The sequence below is a fragment of the Rhizobium sp. 0TCS1.26 genome (assembly GCF_050455525.1).
Lineage (GTDB): Bacteria > Pseudomonadota > Alphaproteobacteria > Rhizobiales > Rhizobiaceae > Neorhizobium.
In genome coordinates, this window is sequence record NZ_JBCIYV010000003.1 from 319,461 (window position 1) to 337,352 (window position 17,892).

Sequence of the window (17,892 nt, forward strand, 5' to 3'; positions counted from 1 at the left end):
ATGGGGCACCGTGTTATTGGCAATGTGCGGTCAGGCGTCGGCCTGTCCGAGGTCGTGATAGAGGGCTGCCATGATCGCGAGGCCCTCTCGGACGATGCCGACCGGCAGATGCTCGTTGGCGGCATGCTGCAGGCAGCCCGGATAGGAATGCGGGATCCACACGGTCGGCAGTCCGAGCTGATCCGAAAAGATGTTGTTGGGCAGCGAACCGCCGAGATTGGGCAGGATGGCCGGCGCGCTTCCCGTGGTCTTCTCGATGGATGCGGCGACGCGCTTTACCCAGGGGTGATCGGGATCAAGCCGGCTTGCCGGAAAGATCGCGTCGGAGGGATCGCTCACGATCACGCGGTCGAAGCCTGCCTCCTTCAGCACACGCCGGACAGCCGGCACGACAGCCGCATAATCGACATTGACGGGAAAGCGCAGCTGCATGCGGGCCCGGGCGCGCGGCGGGATGGCATAGAGCGGCTGCGCGAGGTTGCCGCATTCCATTTCCATCACCTCGAAGGAGGACCAGCCGAACACTTTCTCCTCAGCCGTGAGGCCCGGCTCGCCCCACCACGCTTCGATCGGCGAATCGCCGGGCGCCGGTTCGATGTGGCATTTTGCAAGCGCGGCGCGGACGTTGTCGGGAATGGTGCCCGGCGTCATCTCCGGTACCTTGATCTGGCCGGTCCGGCTGATGAGGGCGGTAATCGCGTGGCAAAGCTCGATGCCGGGATTGGCCAGCAGCCCGCCCCAGTTGCCGGAATGCTGGAAATCCTCGCGCGCGTTCACCTCCATGTGGAAGGAGAGGCCGCCGCGCGCGCCGAGAAAGATCGTTGGCTGGTTGAGAGCCAGCCGCGGCCCGTCGGAGGCGATCAGCACATCGGCCTTGAGCAGTTCGCGATTGGCCTCACAGACCGTGTCGAGGCCCGGCGAGCCGGACTCTTCGCCCATCTCGATCAGGTATTTCAGGTTGAAGCCGAGCGAACCGCGCACGGAAAGCACCGCCTCGATCGCTGCCATGTTGATCGAATGCTGGCCCTTGTTGTCGGCCGTACCGCGGCCATACCAGCTTCCGTCCCGCTCGGTCATCTCGAAGGGCGAAAGTCCCTCCGACCACTTTCCGTCGAGACCGGCCACCACGTCGCCATGTCCGTATTGCAGGATAGTGAGGAAGGCCGGGTCCTCGATCCGCTCGGCAAGCAGGAAGGGCCCGGGAGCGTTGTCGTCATGCAGCAGACGCGTGGCAAACCCCATCCGCTCGAAATGCGGCTGCATCTCTTCCGTCAGATAGCGGACAAGGTCCGTCTTGCGCTCCGGCAGGCGGCTCGCCGAGGGGATGGCAACGCGTCGACGCATCACCGCCTCCAACGATCCGTCCTCAAGCTGTCCGACGGCCTTGGCGATGGCGTCGTCGCGGGTCGATGCGGTCTCGGTCATCCTCTGGTCCCCGTGCCTCTGAATTGCGGATCAGTCATGGCAGCAGCTCTCGCCGAGCCGATCGAGAAAGGCAACACAACGTTCCAGCTCGGCAATCTCGATGCCCTCGTCCGGCTGATGCGCGTCGGCAATATCGCCCGGGCCGACGACGAAGGACGGCGTTCCGGCGAGCTGGAAGATGCCGGCTTCGGTCCCGTAGGACACGTAGCGGAGTGCCTGACGGTCGAGAAGGCCGAGCACCTCGCGGGTCAGCCCGTCGGTCTCGGGCTTGAGGCCCGGAATGCGCGCCTGCACCTCGATGCTGATGCCGCAGGCCGGATCGACGGCCTTCATCGCAGGCTCCAGGACATTTGCCGCGTAGCTCCTGATGCGATCGAGCACGGCGAGATCGTTTTCGCCCGGAATGACGCGCATCTCCCAGAAGAAGTCGCAGGTTTCCGCGACGATGTTGCCGTGCAGGCCGCCCTTGATCTGGTTCACCTGGATCGTCGAATAGGGCGGGTCGAGGCCCTCGAACTGCGGGCCGCTGCGCATGTCGACGCGGATCCGGTTGATCTCGGCAATCAGCTCGGCCGCCGCCATGACGGCGTTGACGTAGCGATCCGGTTGCGACGAGTGGCCCGGCTTGCCGCGGACCCTTGCCCAGCCGATCAACCCACCCTTGTGGGCCGAGACAAGTTCCATGCTGGTCGCCTCGCCGATGATCGCCATGCGCGGTTGAAGTCCGCTCGTTCCGACCCATTCGGCCATGTCGCCGACGCCGGTGCAGCCGACCTCTTCATCGTAGGAAAACGCCAGATGCACCGGCCGCTTCAGCGGACGCGCGGCGATAGTGGGCAGGGCGGTCAGGCAGCAGGCAAGAAAGCCCTTCATGTCGGTGGCGCCACGTCCGACGACGCGCGAACCCGTCTGGCGAAGCGTCCAAGGATCGCCGCCCCATGCCTGCCCGGCTGTCGGCACGACATCCGTGTGACCGCTGAAGACGATCCCGCCCGGGGTCTCGGGGCCGACGGAGACGAACAGGTTTGCCTTGTCGCCTTCGGCATTGGCAAACCGCCTGACCCGAGCGCCGAAGGGGGCGACGACCTTTTCCAGATGATCGAGGATGGCGAGGTTGGATACCGCGCTCACCGTCGGGAAGGCGACGAGATCGGCGAGATGCCGGGTGACGTCGGTATTTATCGGCATGCTTGACCCCTCGAATGCTTCGGTCTGCGTTCAGATGACATCGGACAGGACCCGGGTTTCGACGTCGCCGGCAAAATGACAGGCTGCCAGGCGCAATGGCGCGATCTCGCGCAGGGCGGGACTGTCGCTCGAACAGATAGCCTGCGCCATCACGCAGCGCGGATGGAAGTGGCAACCGCTCGGCGGATTGAGCGGCGAGGGCATCTCGCCCTTGATGGCCGTGAAGGCGCGCTTCTTCGGCTCGAGCGTCGGGATCTCCTTCAGCAGCGCCCGCGTATAGGGATGCTGCGGGCTGGCAAACAGTGCCTCCGTCTCCGCCATCTCGACGATGCGGCCGAGATACATGACGGCGATGCGATCGCAGAAATTCTCGATCATGCCGAGATCATGACTGACGAAGATGTAGGTCAGATCCAGATCGCGCTTCAGCTGGACGAACAGGTTGAGGATCTGCGCCTGGATCGAGACGTCGAGTGCTGCAGTGGATTCGTCGCAGACGAGAATACGCGGCTTGACGGCGAGAGCCCGGGCGATGCCGATGCGCGCACGCTGGCCACCGGAAAACTGATGCGGATAGAGGTTGCGGCTGGCAGGATCGAGCCCGACACGCGCCATCAGGTCGCTGACATAGGCGACTGCCTCTCCCGAGCTGACGATCCCGTGCACCACGGCAGCCTCGCCAATCGTCTCGACGACCCGCTTGCGCGGATTGAGCGAGGCGGTGGCATCCTGGAACACCATCTGCACGGAAAGGCTCGCCTTGCGACGGTCGGCCTCCTTCATGGTTGCCATGTCCCGCCCTTCAAGAAGGACGCGTCCGTTCGACGGCGGCAGGATGCCGGAGACGATGCGCGCGAGAGTCGACTTGCCGCAGCCGGATTCGCCGACGATGCCGACGATTTCGCCGGGCATGACGTCGAGATCGATGTCGTCGACGGCGCGCACAATCTGCTCGGAATTCTTGCGCGTCAGCAGGTCCGCAATGCGCTGGGCAAAGTCCGGCGCGCTGCGGAACTGGCGCGACACGGCATCGAGTTTGAGGATCGGTTGCATGGCTCAGGCCTCCTGTCGCGGATGGTGGCATCGGGCGAAGCGGCCGGAGGGACCGTCGATGAGCGGCGGTCGGGTGGTGGAACAGATCTCCGTGCGGGCAGCGCAGCGCGGGTGGAAGGTGCATCCCGGCGGCATGTTGGCAAGGCTTGGCGCCGAGCCGGGGATCTGCGCCAGAGGTTGGCCGCGCCGGTTGCGGCTTGGAACGGAGGCGATCAGGCCGGCCGTGTAGTGGTGGCGCGGCGTGGTCAGCACCTCGGCGACGGTTCCGCTCTCGACGATGCGCCCGGCATACATGACGGCGATGCGATCTGCGAGGCCGGCCACCACCGAGAGATCATGGGTGATCCACACGAGCGCCGTGCCGCTCTCGGCGGCAAGCTTCTGGACTTCGCCAAGGATCTGCGCCTGGATCGTCACGTCGAGCGCCGTCGTCGGTTCGTCGGCAATCAGCACGGCCGGCCGATGCAGGAGCGCGATGGCGATGGCGACGCGCTGGCGCATGCCGCCGGAGAACTGGTGCGGATAGGCTTCCAGCCGCGATTCCGGCGAAGGGATGCCGACGGCGCGGAGCGCCTCGACGGCGCGGGCGCGGGCAGCAGACGCCGAGACCCGCTCATGCGCGGTGATCGCCTCGATGATCTGGGTGTCGATGCGCAGCACAGGGTTCAGCGTCGAGATCGGATCCTGAAAGATCATCGCCATGCGCTTGCCGCGCAGGCCCCGCATGGCGCCGTCGGTGAGGCCGGAGATAGGCTCGCCCTCCAGCATCACGCGTCCGGCAGACACCGTCCCCGGAGCGTCGATCAGGCCCATCACGGCAAGGCCCGTCACCGACTTGCCCGATCCGGATTCGCCGACCACGCCGAGCACCTCGCCGGGATCGACGTGGAAGCTCACATCGTCGACGGCGGTCACCCGGCCCTTGCGGGTTCCGAAGGTGACGCTGAGATTTTCGACCGAGAGCGCCGGCCGTGTCGCAGTTTTCTGCAGCGCCATCATTGGACGAACCTCGGATTGAGGATGGCGCGCAGCCGGTCGCCGACCAGGTTGATGGCAACGACGATCAGCACCAGCGCGACGCCTGGATAGGTGGAGACCCAGTAGTTTCCCGACAGCAGGAAGTCGTAGCCGGTGGCGATCAGCATGCCGAGCGATGGCTGGGTGACCGGGACGCCGACGCCGAGGAAAGAGAGTGTCGATTCCAGTGTGATCGCGTGCGCCACCTGAACCGTGGACACGACGATGAGTGGCGGAATGCAGTTGGGCAGCATGTGCCGCACGAGGATCCGCCACTGGGAGATCTCCAGACAGCGTGCTGCGGCGATGTAGTCCTTGTTCTTCTCCACCAGCGCCGAGCCCCGCACCGTGCGGGCATAGTAGGCCCACTGGACGAAGACGAGCGACAGGATGACCTTGTCGAGGCCGCGCCCGAAGACGGTGAGGAGAACAAGGGCGATGAGGATCGACGGGAACGACAGCTGCAGGTCGACGATGCGCATGACGAGCGCATCGAAGCGGCCGCCGATATAGGCAGACAGCACGCCGATGAGGGCGCCGATGACGCTGGCGATTGCCACCGAGGCGATGCCGACGCCGAGCGAGACGCGCATGCCATACATGATCGCCGACAGCATGTCGCGGCCCTGGTCGTCGGTGCCGAGCCAAGCGGTGATACCGCTGCCGAGCATCGTGCCCGGCGGCAGCATGTTGTCCATGATGTCGAGCTGCATCAGATCGTACGGGTTCTGCGGCGCGATCAGCGGCGCAAACAGCGCGAGAAATGCCAGCACCAGAAGGACGGCGAGGCCGACGACGGCTTCGGGGCTCGCGACGAGGTCCTTCGCCTGGCGGACCAGCAGTCTCTCGTTCTTCACGGGCGGGGTCGACAGCGCGGGGACGGGGGTGATGATCTCGCTCATGGCCTACTCGCTTGCTCCGCCGAGCCGGACGCGCGGATCGAGCGCGACATAGAGCAGGTCGACGATGAAGTTGATGACGACGAAGATCACCGTGGTGACCATCAGGTAGGCAACGACGACAGGACGATCGAGACGGTTGATCGATTCGATCAGCAGCTTGCCCATGCCGGGATAGGCGAATACGGTCTCGATGACGACGGTGAAGGCGATCATCGCGCCGAACTCCATGCCGAGAATGGTGACGACCGGGATCATCATGTTCTTCAACAGGTGCAGCCGGATGATGCGGAAGCTGCTGAGGCCCTTGGCGCGGGCAAAGCGGATGTAGTCCTGGGTGACGATCTCCCGGGTGCCGGCCTCGCAGAGCCTGACGACCAGCGACGACTTGTAGAGTGCCAGCGTCAAGGCGGGCAGGATGAGGTGCCGCCAGCCTTCCACGGAGAAAATCGACAGCTGCATGCCGAGCACCGTCGTCGTCGGGCCTCGGCCGCCGGCGGGGAGCCATCCGAGGTAGACGGAAAACAGCAGGATCAGCATCAGTCCGATCCAGAAATTCGGCAGCGAGAAGCCGAAGATCGAGGTCGACATGATCGCCCGCCCGGCAATCGACTTAGGTTTCAGGCCGGCAAGGATGCCGAGGGGCACGCCGATGGCGACGGAGAAACAGAGCGCGAGGAGCGCCAGTTCGATTGTCGCGGGCAGCCGCTCTCCAATGACCGCCAAGGCAGACTTGCCGTAGACGAAGGAGGCGCCGAGATCGCCTTGCAGCGCGTTGCCGATGAAGGTGGTGAACTGCACGGGCAGCGGCTGGTCGAGGCCGAACCGGGCGGCGAGTGCGGCGCGCTCAGCCTGGTCGGCGTCGGGGCTTGCCAGCATGTCTACCGGGCTGCCAAGCGCGAAGACTGCGAGGAAGACCAGCACGGCCATGGTGAACAGTACGAGGACGGACTGCCCCAGCCGGCGTATGAGATAGGCGATCATTCTTGCCGTTCTCCGATAGGTGCCGCCGAGTGTATGAGAGCACCGGATGGCGGATCTGAAGGTGGCGAGCCGGATCGTGTCCGGCCCGCGCGCTTCTGCGGCTTACGGTGCCGGCTCGAAGGTGAAGGCCGAGGTGCGTTCATCCATGCGCGGGATGATGGCGATGCCCTTGCGCGCCGCCCAGGTCATGCCCTGGAAGTAGAGAGGCACGATCGCCATGTCGTCGATGACCGTATGGACGGCCGCCTTCAGCATGTCGTTGCGCTTGGTATCGTCCATCTCGGCGGTCAGCGCCACGAGCTGGTCAGTGAGTGCCGGATTGCAGTAATTGCTCCAGTTCACCACGCCCCAGCCGCGCGCCTTGTCAGGGCAGGCGACCATCATGCGGATGCCGGAAGAGGCTTCCGCCGTCTGCACGCCCCAGCCCATCATGACGGCGGAGAAATCGCCGCGATTGCCTTTGGTGTTGATGGCCGAGAACGGCACGGCGTCAACATCGGTGCGAATGCCGATGCGGGTCAGCATCTGGGCGATCGCCTGGGCCACGCGCTCGTCGTTCAGGAGGCGGTTGTTCGGCGTGCCGAGAACGAGCCGAAAACCATCCGGATAGCCGGCTTCCGACAGCAGCTTCTTGGCGCCAGCCTGGTCGAACGGCACCGTCTCCAGGGCGGGATCGAAGCCCATCATCTGGTCGGTCGCCATGTTGTTCGTCGGGTAGGCGAGGCCCATCATCAGACGGTCGTTGATCGCCTTGCGGTCGATCGCCATGTTGATCGCGCGGCGGACGCGAACGTCGGTCAGCGGGTTCTTGGCAATCGGCGATCCGTCGGATGCCGTGACGCCGGGGGATTTGTCGCGGCCGCCGTCGAGGAACAGGAAGATCATCCGGTGGGTCTTCTTGGCCGCGTAGACGAGATCGGGATTGGCCTTGACCTTCTCGATATCGGGCGTCGGCACGTTCTCGATGGCGTTGACGTCCCCAGAAAGAAGCGCCGTCATGCGGCTCCCGTCGTTCGGCATGAAGCGGATGGTGACATTGTTCCAGGCGGGCTTGCCGCCCCAGTAATCGTCGAAGCGGTCCATCACGACGCGGTCGTCGGGCGTGTAGCTTTCGAACTTGTAGGGACCCGTGCCGACCATGTGCTCGGGGGTGGCGAACTTGTCGCTGGTGATGCCCTCGCTCGCCTTCTTGCTGACGATGAAGATCGAGGTGAGGTCGGCCGGCAGCAGCGGATAGGGGGTCGCCGTAACCAGGCGGATCGTGCGGGCGTCAACGATTTCGGTCTTGGCGATGGCGCGCGTATAGATGGCGAAGCTGGAGGGGCTGTTCTCGATCTTGTTCGGCCGCTGAAGCGACCAGGCAACGTCTTCCGCGGTCAGGTCGCTGCCGTCCTGGAACTTCGCGGCCCGCAGCTTGAACTCCCAGGTCAGGTCGTCGACCTTGGTCCAGCCTTCCGCAAGGCCTGGGATGATGCGGCTGTCTGCATCCATCTGAGTCAGCGTCTCGAACATGTTGCGCGCCACGGCGATGTTCTGGCTGGCATTGTGAAAGTGGGGATCCATGGAAGTCGCGGCCGAACTGTAGGCGAGCTTCAGGTCGGCGGCCCAGGCACCGGATGCGGGCAGAAGTGTCGACACCACCAGGATGGCGCCAAGTCGGCGGACGCGGGAATGCGTATTCTTCGCTGATGGCTGCATGATCTGTTCCCTTATTGTGTTCTGGATTCTTCCATGTCCGCTACAGTGGACACATGATCCTTATAAGAATAGTTTAGGTTCAAAGTTTTTTGATTGTCAACGGAGATAGTTGCAAATGCATATGAGGGCGCGGGGGACTGACCGGTTGCTGGACGTGCTCGACCTGATTGCAGCCCAGCAGCAGCCGGTAACGCGCAATGCGATAGCCGCGAAACTCGGCGCCCCGCGCTCGACAGTCTACAGCATCATCGACGCGCTGATGGCGCGCGGGTTCCTAGACCAGATGGAGCCGGAAGGGCTGATCGTACCGGGCAGGCTTTGCGGCTTGCTTGGCCAGGTCTACGAACGCAGTGCACCCTTGGCGCGCCGGGCAAGAGAGGTGGTGACGGAACTGGCACTCGCAACGGGAGAGGTGAGCGAACTCGACGTGTTGCAGGACTGGACGCAGTTGATCCTGATCTCGCGATCGGGACGTGGCCACGGATATCGATCGGCGGTCGAGGGGTCACGCTTCCCCCTGCCGGCAACCGCTGCGGCGCGCTTCCTGCTCGAAGGTTACAGCATTGCCGAACTGGAGCGGTCGATCCCTGCTGCTGACTTTACCACCCCGACCGGCATGGTGCTGTCGCCGGAACTGCTGCATCAGGAGATCGGCGAGGCGCGGCGCCAGGGGTACTGGATAACCCGTGCGATAGTCGACCCGTATGTCGCCTGCGTCACCGCACCGGTGCGCAACCGCGAGGGGCGTTGCATAGGCGTCATTTGCCTCGTTGTCGCCTTGCAGGAAATCGACAAGCGCGAGGCGGAGTACATCGCCGCGACGACGCAGGCAGCAGCAAGCCTCAGCAGCGATTGCGCGCTGCTGAGCAATCCGACGTTCTGATGCCGACCATCAGCCCTTCGCGAACATCGGACCGCCCTTGTGGGCCGGGAAGCCGTAGCCGTTGATCATCACCAGGTCGATGTCGCCGGGCCGCGCGGCAATGCCTTCGGCCAGAAGGGCGCTTCCTTCGTCGGCCATCGCCTTGAGCAGCCTTTGCTCAATTTCGGCAACCGAAAAGCTGCGCGGCGCAATGCCCTTCTCGGCCCGGCAGGCTTCTATGATCGCTGTCACTTGCGGGTCTACGGTGCGTTTGCCGTCGGGATAGGCGTACCAGCCCCGGCCGGATTTCTGGCCGAGCCGACCGGCCTCGCAGAGCCTGTCGGCGATCTCGACGTAGCGCTCGGACGGATCGCGCGTGGCTGCCTGGCGCTTGCGACGCGCCCAGGCGATTTCGAGACCCGCCATGTCGTAGACGGCAAACAGACCCATCGGGAAGCCGTAGTCTTCCAGCGCGGCGTCGATCTCGTGCGGCAGGGCACCGTCCTCCAGCAGGAATTCGGCCTCCCGGCGGTAGGCGGAAAAGATGCGGTTGCCGATGAAGCCTTCGGTGACGCCGGTGACGACCGCCAGCTTGCGCAGCGCCTTCGCAACGGCAAGACCGGTCGCCAGCACGTCAGGCGCGGTTGCCGCGCACCGCACCACCTCGAGCAGGCGCATTACATGCGCCGGCGAGAAGAAATGCAGGCCGAGAACCCGTTCCGGGTGGGCGGTGGCGGCGGCGATCTCGTCCGGGTTCAGGTAGCTGGTATTGGTGGCGAGGATCGCGTCCGGACGGATGACGGCGTCGAGCCGGCGGAAGAGATTGGTCTTCACGGCAAGATCGTCGAACACTGCCTCGATCACCAGATCGCACGGTTCGAGGTCGGCATCCGAAGCGGTAACCGAGAGCCGCGAGGCCTGGGCGTCGAATCCGGCCTGGTCGAGCCGGCCTGTGGCAAGATTACGCTGCAGCAGCCCGAGGATCCGTTCGCGACCCTTGTCGGCGGCATCTTCCGTCTGGTCGAGGCCGATGACGGAATAGCCGGCCCCGAGTGCTGCAACGGCAATGCCGCTGCCCATCAGGCCGAGCCCGCAAATGCCGATCGTCGTGACCGGCCGAGGCTTCACGCCGTCCAGGCCGTCGACCTTGGAAGCCTCGCGCTCGGCGAAAAACACATGCCGCAGCGCCTTGGCCTCGTCGCTGTCGCGCAATGCGAGAAAGGTCGAGCGCTCATCCGCCAGTCCGTCCTGCAGCGGCCGCGAGGCAGAAGTGACAAGGCGCACCGCTTCCGCCGGCGCCTTTTGTCCGCGCGCCTTGGCGAGGATCTTGGCCGCCGTCTTCTCGATTTCGGCAGGATCCGCAGCCGCAACGGTGAGAGGGCCCGTCCGCCGCAACGGCCTGCCCACGAGGCCGGAGGCGGCGGCGATCGCCGCGTCGACGAGATCACCCTCGGCCACCGCATCGATCACGCCAAGCGCCAGTGCCTCGCCGGCTTTCACCAGGCGGCCCGAAGCGATCAGGTCGAGTGCCGCCGGAATGCCGATCAGCCGTGGCAGGCGCTGCGTACCGCCTGCGCCTGGCACGATGCCGAGCTTCACCTCGGGCAGGCCGACCTGCGCCGTGGGGGAGGCGATGCGATGATGGCAGGCAAGCGCCACTTCCAGCCCGCCACCAAGGGCCGCGCCATTCAGGGCGGCAACCACAGGCTTCGACAGGGCTTCTATCATCTCGATGACGGCGGGCAGGGTCGGCTCTACGGCGGGCTTGCCGAATTCCTTGATGTCGGCGCCACCGATGAAGGTGCGGCCGGCGCTGGTCAGCACGACAGCCGTTACATCGGCATTTTGCTCGGCATGCGCCAGCGCCTGTTGCAGCCCGCTGCGGACGTCCGCTGACGTCGCGTTGACAGGCGGATTGTCGATCGTGACGACCAGAGTGCCGTCCTGGACGATGGCTGAAACGGTTGCGGAGAATGCCCTTGGCTCGCTCATGCGTTCATTCCGGAATGACGGCCGTGGCCTGGATTTCGATTTTTGCCCGGTCCTCGATCAGCGCCACCACCTGTACCGCCGCCATCGCCGGGAAATGCTTGCCGATGACCTCTCGGTAGGCCTGGCCGATCCCTTTCAGATTGCCGAGATATTCGGCCTTGTCGGTGAAGTACCAGGTCATCGTGGTGATGTGCTGCGGGCCGGCACCGGCTTCGGCCAGCACGGCGACGATGTTTGCCAGCGTCTGGCGCACCTGGCCGACGAAGTCATCAGTCTCGAACTGGCACTGGCCGTTCCAGCCGATCTGGCCGCCGACGAAGATCTGGCGGCCGCTGGCAGCGACGCCGTTTGCGTAGCCGATCGGTTTTGCCCAGCCTTCAGGCTGCAGGATCGTTTGCATCATCATTCTCCAAATGCTGTGTGAGCGCCGCGCGCATGTCGTCAGGCCACGCCTGGGCCTTGTGGGTTTCATGGCTGGTCAGTACCAGCCGTTGTTTGGCCGTCCAGAGCAGCCGGTCGCCCGCCCGAACTTCGTGTGCGAGATCGGCGGAGCTGTTGCCGATGCGCATGACCTTCAGCGTGAACTGCATCTGGTCGCCGTGGAAACCGGGGCTCTTGAAGGCGAGATCCAGCGTCACCGTCGGCAGGCCAAGCTTGCGCTCAGTGACGAGCTGCGGCCAAGGGAAGCCGAGGGTCTCGAAGAACTCCTCGTACACGCCGACCAGGATGTTCAGGTAGGAGGGGAAATAGGCGATGCCCGAAGGATCGCAGTCTCCGAAATTCAGGCGTCGTGTCGTCTGGTAAGCCATGTTCGCCTCACGCCTTCAACAGTTCGCGGGCGATGATCAGCTTCTGCACCTCGGTCGCCCCCTCGTAGATGCGCAGTGCGCGGATCTCGCGGTAGAGGCTCTCGGTCGTCTCGCCGACCTTCACACCGCGTCCGCCAAAAATCTGCACCGCGCGATCGATGACGGCCTGCGCATTCTCGGTCGCTACCATCTTGGCCATGGCAGCCTCCTTGGTGGTCGGCAGGCCCTGCACGTCGCGCCGCCAGGCGGCGCGGTAGGTCAGCAGGGCTGCGGCATCGATCTGGGCTGCCATGTCGCCGAAAGCGGCCTGGGTGAGCTGCAGGTCGGAGAGATGGTTGCCGAACATGTTTCGCGTCTTGGCGTGCGCAACTGCCTCGTCGAGCGCCCGCTTGGCAAAGCCCAGCGCTGCTGCAGCCACCGAAGCGCGAAAAATGTCGAGCGTGCGCATGGCGATCTTGAAGCCTTCGCCCGGAGAGCCGAGCAGCCGCGACGCCGGAATGCGGCAGTTGTCGAAGCGGATGGTCGCCAGCGGATGCGGCGCGATCACGTCGATGCGCTCGGCGATCGAGAACCCGGGATCGTCGGCAAACACAACGAAGGCGGAAATACCGCGCGTGCCGGGTGCCTCGCCGGTGCGGGCAAAGACGGTGTAGACGTCGGCGATACCGCCGTTGGAGATCCAGGTCTTCTCGCCATCGAGGACAAAGTGGTCGCCGTCACGGCGCGCGGCGCAGGCCATGGCCGCGACATCTGAACCGGCATCCTTTTCCGACAGCGCAAAGGCTGCGATCCAGTCGCCCGATTGGGCCTTGGGCAGAACGCTGCGGCGAAGCTCGTCCGAACCGGAGAGCCCGATCGCGCCAGTACCGAGCCCCTGCATGGCGAAGGCGAAGTCGGCGAGCCCGTCATGCCAGGCAAGCGTCTCGCGGGTCAGGCAGGCGGCGCGGCTGTCGATCGGCTTCGTGCCGCCCGACCCGGTCGCCGCATCCAGCAGTCCGGCCTGGCCGAGCGATTTCACCAGCGCCCGGCAGGCGTTGTCGGTATCCGCATGATCTATGCCGGCAAGCGCACCCGAGGCGGCAAAACCGTCGAGCTTCTCGGCGAGTACCGCGTGGCTAGGGTCGAAGAATGGCCAGTCGAGGAAATCGCGGCCGGGTCCCTTCAGCGTGGTGGTGGGCGCGTTCATCAGTTGCCCTCGAAGACCGGCTTGCGCTTTTCGGCGAAGGCTTCGAATGCGCGACGGAAATCCTGCGTCGCCATGCAGACGGCCTGCGCCTGGGCTTCCGATTCGATCATCTCGTCGAGACCCATCGCCCACTCCTGGTTCAGCATGGTCTTGGTCATCGTGTGGGCAAACCACGGGCCGTCGGCCAGCGAATGGGCGAGCTTTTCTGCCTCGGCCTCGATGGCTTCGGCAGAGTGGACCGCGTTGTAGAAACCCCAGGCCGAGCCTTCGTCGGCAGACATCGACCGGCCTGTGAAGAGAAGTTCGGCGGCGCGGCCCTGACCGATGATGCGCGGCAGGATCCCGCAGGCGCCCATGTCGGCACCGGCAAGGCCGACCCGGGTGAACAGGAAGGCAGTCTTGGCCTCAGGCGTCGCTAGCCGCATGTCGGACGCCATCGCGAGGATCGCGCCGGCACCGGCGCAGATGCCGTCGACGGCGGCGATGATCGGCTGCGGGCATTTCTTCATCGCCTTGACCAAATCGCCGGTCATGCGGGTGAAGGCCAAAAGGTCGGGCATCGCCATGCGGGTCAAAGGCTCGATGATCTCGAACACATCGCCGCCGGAGGAGAAATTGCCGCCGGCGCCGGTCAGCACCACGGCGCGGATATCGGAGGCATAGGCAAGATCGCGGAACAGGTCGCGCAGCTCGGCATAGCTGTCGAAGGTCAGCGGATTCTTGCGTTCCGGACGGTTCAGCCGGATCGTCGCGACGCGGCCGTTTTCGCTGACCTCCCAGAGGAAGTGCTTCGGCTGGAAATCGCGGAAGCTCCGCTTCATCTCTTTCATCACGTCACTCATGCCCGGTCCTCTCCCATGGTCTGCCGGCCACCGCGTGGGCGGCCGGTCGTTATCTGCTCATCTTCAGTCGTTGGCCGAAGGCGGTAGGAATTCCACGTCGTGTTCGGCCGAAAGCTTCACGATTGCCTCGACATCGGTCATGCGGTCCAGCCCGATGAAAAGCTGCTCAAGCCTGCCGGCCGGCGCCACCCAGAACAGTGCCCGGCAGGGTTTGTCCGACTTGTTGAAATAGCCGTGCGGAACACCGCGCGGCATGCGAACCAGATCGCCTGCCTTCGCCTTCTGCCACTCGCCGTCCAGCTTCAGGTCGAGTTCGCCTTCCTGCACCAGAATAAACTCGTCCTGGTTCGGATGGATGTGCACCGGCACGTACTGGCCCGGCTCGCTATTGGTCTCGAAGGCGAAGGTGTCGTCGCAGACGGCCTTCGGGTAATAGACCTGGCCCAGGATGTTCCAGGTGACATTATTCAGTCCACTGCCGTTTGCGGTAATGCCCTTTTCCAGTTCCATCGGTCTCTCCCGCTCGCTCTGTTGATCCTTGGCTCAAATTTCCCCGCCGGCAACGGCGATGGCTTGCCCGTTGATCGACGCTGATCCCGGCGATGCCAGCCACAGCACAGCGTCCGCGACTTCCTGCGGAGCCACAAGTCGTCCCTGCGGATTGTGCTTGGTGAACTCCTTCAGCGCCTCGTCGCGCGACCGGCCGGTCTTCTCGACGATCACATCGACCGAGCGGGCAATCAGTGGCGTGTCGGTAAAGCCGGGGCAGACGGCGTTGACGGTGATGCCGGTCTTCGCAAGCTCGAGCGCCAGCGACCGGGTCAGGCCGACGACACCATGCTTGGCAGCCACATAGGCAGACACATAGGCGTAGCCGGTGAGACCTGCCGTTGAGGCGACATTGATGATGCGGGCGCCGGTGCCGAATGCCTTCAGGTCCGGCAGCACGGCCTGGGTGACCAGGAAGACGCCAGTGAGATCGACTGACAGGACACGGTTCCACATGTCGAGCGATGTCTTCTCGAAAGCAGCACTCGGACCTTCGCCGGCATTGTTGACGAGAATGTCGATGGCACCAAAGGCGCTGCGGGCCGCTACCAGACCTGCACCGATCGCCTCGGGATCGGTCACGTCGAAGCCGGCGGCGACAAATGCCTTGTCTGCACCGAGCGCTGCGGCGAGCTGTTCCAAGGGTTCCGCCCGCCGGCCGGCGAGCGTCACCCGTGCACCGGCCTCGACCAGCGCCGTCGCGATCGCCGCGCCGATGCCTGAGCCTGCGCCGGTCACCAGCGCGTGGCGGTTGGCAAGCCTGCTGGTGGTCAAGGTCATCGGTACCCCCTCACTTTGCCGCGGCGGGTGCAGGAACGGCTGCTGCCGCGCGGGCAAGATTGGTCTCGTACTGCGACTTGCCGGAATAGTACTGCTTCGGCCACGGCACGTTCGTCAGGCCGATCCTGGCCGCCTCGTGCAGCACCCACGCCGGATCGGCAAGATGCGGACGCGCCACGGCGCAAAGGTCGGCACGGCCGGCGGCGATGATCGAATTGGCGTGGTCGGCCTCGGAGATGGCGCCGACGGCGATCGTCGCAATGCCCACCTCGTTGCGGATCTTGTCGGAGAACGGCGTCTGAAAGAGGCGGCCATAGATCGGCTTTTCTTCCTTCCAGACCTGGCCCGACGAGCAGTCGATGACGTCGGCGCCGGCTTCCTTGAACATCCGTGCATAGATCATCGCGTCTTCAGGCGTGTTTCCGCCTTCGAACCAGTCGTTGCAGGAGAGGCGCACGGAGATCGGCTTCTCAGCAGGCCAGACTTCGCGGATCGCCTTGAAGATCTCCAGCGGATAGCGGGCGCGGTTTTCGTGGCTGCCGCCATATTCGTCGGTGCGGATGTTGGTGAGCGGCGACAGGAAGCTCGACAGCAGGTAGCCGTGGGCGCAGTGCAGCTCCAGCCAGTCGGCGCCGGCCTCGGCGGCAAAGATCGCCGAGCGCACGTGGTCCGCCTTGACGCGGTCCATGTCGGCGCGGTCCATCGCCTTCGGCACCTGGCTGGTCTTCAGGTAGGGCAGGGCAGACGCCGAGATCAGCGGCCAGCCACCCTCGGCGACCGGCTGGTCCATGCCTTCCCAGGCGACCTTCGTCGAACCCTTGCGGCCGGCATGGCCGAGCTGGATGCCGACCTTGGCGCTGCTGTTGGCGTGAACGAAGGTGACGAAGCGTTTCCAGCCTGCCGCCTGCTCTTCGTTCCACAGTCCGAGGCAGCCGGGAGTGATGCGGGCGTCCGGCGAGGTGCAGGTCATTTCCGCGAAGACCAGCCCTGCACCGCCGAGCGCACGGCTTCCCAGATGCACGAGATGGAAGTCGTCGAGCAGCCCGTCCTTGGCCGAATACATCGCCATCGGCGACATCACGATGCGGTTCGGCAGCGTTACACCGCGCACCGTGTAGGGCGTGAACATCGGCGGCAGCGTGCGGCCGTTGCCGGAAACGTCGATGCCGTTATATGAAGCGAACCAGCGCTCGTAGCCTTCCAACCAGGTCTTGTCGCGCAGGCGCAGGTTCTCGTGGCTGATGCGCTGCGAGCGGGTCAGCATCGAATACATGAACTGTTCCGGCGGCAGCGTATCGGCATAGCGCTGGCCGACCACTTCGAACCACTCCATGGCGTTGCGGGCGGCATTCTGGATGCGCGCCACGTCGACGCGACGGATCTCTTCGTAGGTTTGCAGAACGGCCGGGATGCCATCCTTGCCGTGACCTGCCTTGTTGAACTGGTTGGCAAGCTCGATCGCATCGTCGATGGCAAGCTTGGTGCCGGAGCCGATGGCGAAATGCGCGGTATGGGCAGCATCGCCCATCAGCACAACGTGGCTGTTGCCGTTGAAATGGCTCCACTTGTCGCAGATCAGCCGCTGGAAATTGAGCCAGGAGGAGCCGCGCGTATGCCGCGCATTGGTCATCAGCGGTGCGCCTTCAAGCACCTCGGAGAACAGATCCTGGCAGAAGTCGATCGACCCCTGCTGGTCCATCTCGCCGAGCTTATGCGCCTGATAGGCCTCTTCGGTCGTCTCGATGATGAAGGTCGAGGTGTTCTCGTCGAACTTATAGATATGCGCCTGGAACCAGCCGTGCTCGGTGCGGCGGAAATCGAAGGTGAAGGCGTCGAAAAGCTTGTTGGTACCGAGCCAGATGTAGCGGTTGGGGCGGATCAGCATGTCCGGCTGGAAAATCTCGGCATATTGCTGGCGGATACGGGAATTGACGCCGTCCGAGGCGATGACAAGATCCGCATCCGGATAGTCCTGGTCGCCTGCCGCATCGGTTTCGAAGACCAGTTCGACGCCGAGCGCCTCGCAGCGGCGCTGCAAGATGTTGAGCAGCTTCTTGCGGCCGATGCCGACGAAACCATGGCCGGAGGTGCGCTGGCGAGTGCCCTTGAACAGCAGCTCGATGTCGTCCCAGTGATTGAAGGCGTCCTCGATTTCGGCAGCGCTTTCCGCGTCCCAGGCCTTCATCGAGACCATTGTGGCGTCGGAGAAGACGACGCCCCAGCCGAAGGTGTCGTAAGGCCGGTTGCGCTCGATGACGCGGATGTCGTGCTCGGGATGGAGCTTCTTCATCAGCAGCGCGAAGTAGAGACCGGCCGGGCCACCACCGATACAGACGATCCGCATATCCAATTCCTCCTCGCGCTACACGATTATTTTAAGTTTAAAATAGATACCGTTTTCGATGGTCGTCAAGCGGATTGTTGGCAAATGAGGCTTTAAACACTGCCACCGACAAAGTTGCGGTCATCATGCTAGCCATCCCTTTCGCGTCGATCATGCGGCGGCATCGGAGCGAAGCAGGCGAGATCCTTCGAGGTGAAGCAGCGACAGCGAGTCGGGCGACGGCGCCGCAACAAAGTTTTCCGCGTAACGAGCACCTATAATATG

Annotated in this window: 16 protein-coding genes; 1 reads left to right on the forward strand and 15 read right to left on the reverse strand. The window is 64.4% G+C overall.

Features of this window, described 5'->3' with window-relative positions; translation table 11 throughout:
- Nucleotides 1–30 precede the first annotated feature (30 nt).
- From AAIH46_RS15590 to AAIH46_RS15620, 7 genes are all read right to left on the reverse strand, one after another.
- Nucleotides 31–1,425: a M20 family metallopeptidase gene (locus AAIH46_RS15590; protein ID WP_430306880.1), complete on the reverse strand. Its 1,395-nt coding sequence runs from the start codon at nucleotides 1,423–1,425 to the stop codon at nucleotides 31–33.
- Between the two features lie 30 nt (nucleotides 1,426–1,455).
- Complete coding sequence (argE, locus tag AAIH46_RS15595) at nucleotides 1,456–2,613, reverse strand: acetylornithine deacetylase (RefSeq protein WP_430306881.1); 1,158 nt, start codon at nucleotides 2,611–2,613, stop codon at nucleotides 1,456–1,458.
- Between the two features lie 30 nt (nucleotides 2,614–2,643).
- Entirely contained in the window at nucleotides 2,644–3,666 is a 1,023-nt protein-coding gene (locus AAIH46_RS15600; protein WP_430306882.1) for an ABC transporter ATP-binding protein, read from the reverse strand.
- Nucleotides 3,667–3,669: 3 nt separating this feature from the next.
- Nucleotides 3,670–4,665 carry an ABC transporter ATP-binding protein gene (locus tag AAIH46_RS15605; protein ID WP_430306883.1) on the reverse strand — a complete coding sequence of 332 codons (996 nt, stop codon included), beginning with the start codon at nucleotides 4,663–4,665 and terminating at the stop codon, nucleotides 3,670–3,672.
- On the reverse strand, nucleotides 4,662–5,585 hold the full coding sequence (locus AAIH46_RS15610; protein ID WP_430306885.1) for an ABC transporter permease: 924 nt from the start codon (nucleotides 5,583–5,585) through the stop codon (nucleotides 4,662–4,664). Before AAIH46_RS15610 ends, AAIH46_RS15605 begins: the two co-directional genes overlap by 4 nt.
- A gap of 3 nt (nucleotides 5,586–5,588) precedes the next feature.
- Nucleotides 5,589–6,566 (reverse strand): ABC transporter permease, encoded by a 978-nt coding sequence (locus AAIH46_RS15615; RefSeq protein WP_430306886.1) that lies wholly within the window; start codon nucleotides 6,564–6,566, stop codon nucleotides 5,589–5,591.
- 102 nt (nucleotides 6,567–6,668) lie between these two features.
- The gene (locus AAIH46_RS15620; RefSeq protein WP_430306887.1) at nucleotides 6,669–8,264 is read right to left on the reverse strand and encodes an ABC transporter substrate-binding protein; all 1,596 of its coding nucleotides are present in this window, start codon (nucleotides 8,262–8,264) and stop codon (nucleotides 6,669–6,671) included.
- A gap of 115 nt (nucleotides 8,265–8,379) precedes the next feature.
- Between AAIH46_RS15620 and AAIH46_RS15625 the strand changes: the two genes are divergently transcribed.
- On the forward strand, nucleotides 8,380–9,147 hold the full coding sequence (locus tag AAIH46_RS15625; RefSeq protein WP_430306888.1) for an IclR family transcriptional regulator: 768 nt from the start codon (nucleotides 8,380–8,382) through the stop codon (nucleotides 9,145–9,147).
- A gap of 9 nt (nucleotides 9,148–9,156) precedes the next feature.
- Here AAIH46_RS15625 and AAIH46_RS15630 read toward each other — a convergent pair whose 3' ends face one another.
- From AAIH46_RS15630 to AAIH46_RS15665, 8 genes are all read right to left on the reverse strand, one after another.
- On the reverse strand, nucleotides 9,157–11,118 hold the full coding sequence (locus AAIH46_RS15630) for a 3-hydroxyacyl-CoA dehydrogenase NAD-binding domain-containing protein (RefSeq protein ID WP_430306890.1): 1,962 nt from the start codon (nucleotides 11,116–11,118) through the stop codon (nucleotides 9,157–9,159).
- Between the two features lie 4 nt (nucleotides 11,119–11,122).
- The gene (locus tag AAIH46_RS15635) at nucleotides 11,123–11,518 is read right to left on the reverse strand and encodes a RidA family protein (RefSeq protein ID WP_430306892.1); all 396 of its coding nucleotides are present in this window, start codon (nucleotides 11,516–11,518) and stop codon (nucleotides 11,123–11,125) included.
- A complete protein-coding gene (locus AAIH46_RS15640) occupies nucleotides 11,496–11,927 on the reverse strand; it encodes an acyl-CoA thioesterase (RefSeq protein WP_430306893.1) in 432 nt (143 codons plus the stop codon). The genes AAIH46_RS15635 and AAIH46_RS15640 overlap by 23 nt, the downstream gene beginning before the upstream one ends.
- A gap of 7 nt (nucleotides 11,928–11,934) precedes the next feature.
- Nucleotides 11,935–13,113 carry an acyl-CoA dehydrogenase family protein gene (locus AAIH46_RS15645; protein WP_430306894.1) on the reverse strand — a complete coding sequence of 393 codons (1,179 nt, stop codon included), beginning with the start codon at nucleotides 13,111–13,113 and terminating at the stop codon, nucleotides 11,935–11,937.
- The gene (locus tag AAIH46_RS15650) at nucleotides 13,113–13,955 is read right to left on the reverse strand and encodes an enoyl-CoA hydratase family protein (RefSeq protein ID WP_430306895.1); all 843 of its coding nucleotides are present in this window, start codon (nucleotides 13,953–13,955) and stop codon (nucleotides 13,113–13,115) included. Before AAIH46_RS15650 ends, AAIH46_RS15645 begins: the two co-directional genes overlap by 1 nt.
- 63 nt (nucleotides 13,956–14,018) lie before the next feature.
- The gene (locus AAIH46_RS15655) at nucleotides 14,019–14,465 is read right to left on the reverse strand and encodes a cupin domain-containing protein (protein ID WP_430306896.1); all 447 of its coding nucleotides are present in this window, start codon (nucleotides 14,463–14,465) and stop codon (nucleotides 14,019–14,021) included.
- Between the two features lie 33 nt (nucleotides 14,466–14,498).
- The gene (locus AAIH46_RS15660; protein ID WP_430306897.1) at nucleotides 14,499–15,284 is read right to left on the reverse strand and encodes an SDR family NAD(P)-dependent oxidoreductase; all 786 of its coding nucleotides are present in this window, start codon (nucleotides 15,282–15,284) and stop codon (nucleotides 14,499–14,501) included.
- A 10-nt stretch (nucleotides 15,285–15,294) separates the two neighbouring features.
- Nucleotides 15,295–17,628 carry a bifunctional salicylyl-CoA 5-hydroxylase/oxidoreductase gene (locus tag AAIH46_RS15665; protein ID WP_430306898.1) on the reverse strand — a complete coding sequence of 778 codons (2,334 nt, stop codon included), beginning with the start codon at nucleotides 17,626–17,628 and terminating at the stop codon, nucleotides 15,295–15,297.
- Between the last annotated feature and the right edge of the window lie 264 nt (nucleotides 17,629–17,892).

Bases quoted from the DNA above. Each gene is read 5' to 3' on its own strand.
- AAIH46_RS15590 (WP_430306880.1), bottom strand. From the start codon at position 1,425: ATGACCGAGACCGCATCGACCCGCGACGACGCCATCGCCAAGGCCGTC.
- argE (WP_430306881.1), bottom strand. From the start codon at position 2,613: ATGCCGATAAATACCGACGTCACCCGGCATCTCGCCGATCTCGTCGCC.
- AAIH46_RS15600 (WP_430306882.1), bottom strand. From the start codon at position 3,666: ATGCAACCGATCCTCAAACTCGATGCCGTGTCGCGCCAGTTCCGCAGC.
- AAIH46_RS15605 (WP_430306883.1), bottom strand. From the start codon at position 4,665: ATGATGGCGCTGCAGAAAACTGCGACACGGCCGGCGCTCTCGGTCGAA.
- AAIH46_RS15610 (WP_430306885.1), bottom strand. From the start codon at position 5,585: ATGAGCGAGATCATCACCCCCGTCCCCGCGCTGTCGACCCCGCCCGTG.
- AAIH46_RS15615 (WP_430306886.1), bottom strand. From the start codon at position 6,566: ATGATCGCCTATCTCATACGCCGGCTGGGGCAGTCCGTCCTCGTACTG.
- AAIH46_RS15620 (WP_430306887.1), bottom strand. From the start codon at position 8,264: ATGCAGCCATCAGCGAAGAATACGCATTCCCGCGTCCGCCGACTTGGC.
- AAIH46_RS15625 (WP_430306888.1), top strand. From the start codon at position 8,380: ATGCATATGAGGGCGCGGGGGACTGACCGGTTGCTGGACGTGCTCGAC.
- AAIH46_RS15630 (WP_430306890.1), bottom strand. From the start codon at position 11,118: ATGAGCGAGCCAAGGGCATTCTCCGCAACCGTTTCAGCCATCGTCCAG.
- AAIH46_RS15635 (WP_430306892.1), bottom strand. From the start codon at position 11,518: ATGCAAACGATCCTGCAGCCTGAAGGCTGGGCAAAACCGATCGGCTAC.
- AAIH46_RS15640 (WP_430306893.1), bottom strand. From the start codon at position 11,927: ATGGCTTACCAGACGACACGACGCCTGAATTTCGGAGACTGCGATCCT.
- AAIH46_RS15645 (WP_430306894.1), bottom strand. From the start codon at position 13,113: ATGAACGCGCCCACCACCACGCTGAAGGGACCCGGCCGCGATTTCCTC.
- AAIH46_RS15650 (WP_430306895.1), bottom strand. From the start codon at position 13,955: ATGAGTGACGTGATGAAAGAGATGAAGCGGAGCTTCCGCGATTTCCAG.
- AAIH46_RS15655 (WP_430306896.1), bottom strand. From the start codon at position 14,465: ATGGAACTGGAAAAGGGCATTACCGCAAACGGCAGTGGACTGAATAAT.
- AAIH46_RS15660 (WP_430306897.1), bottom strand. From the start codon at position 15,284: ATGACCTTGACCACCAGCAGGCTTGCCAACCGCCACGCGCTGGTGACC.
- AAIH46_RS15665 (WP_430306898.1), bottom strand. From the start codon at position 17,628: ATGCGGATCGTCTGTATCGGTGGTGGCCCGGCCGGTCTCTACTTCGCG.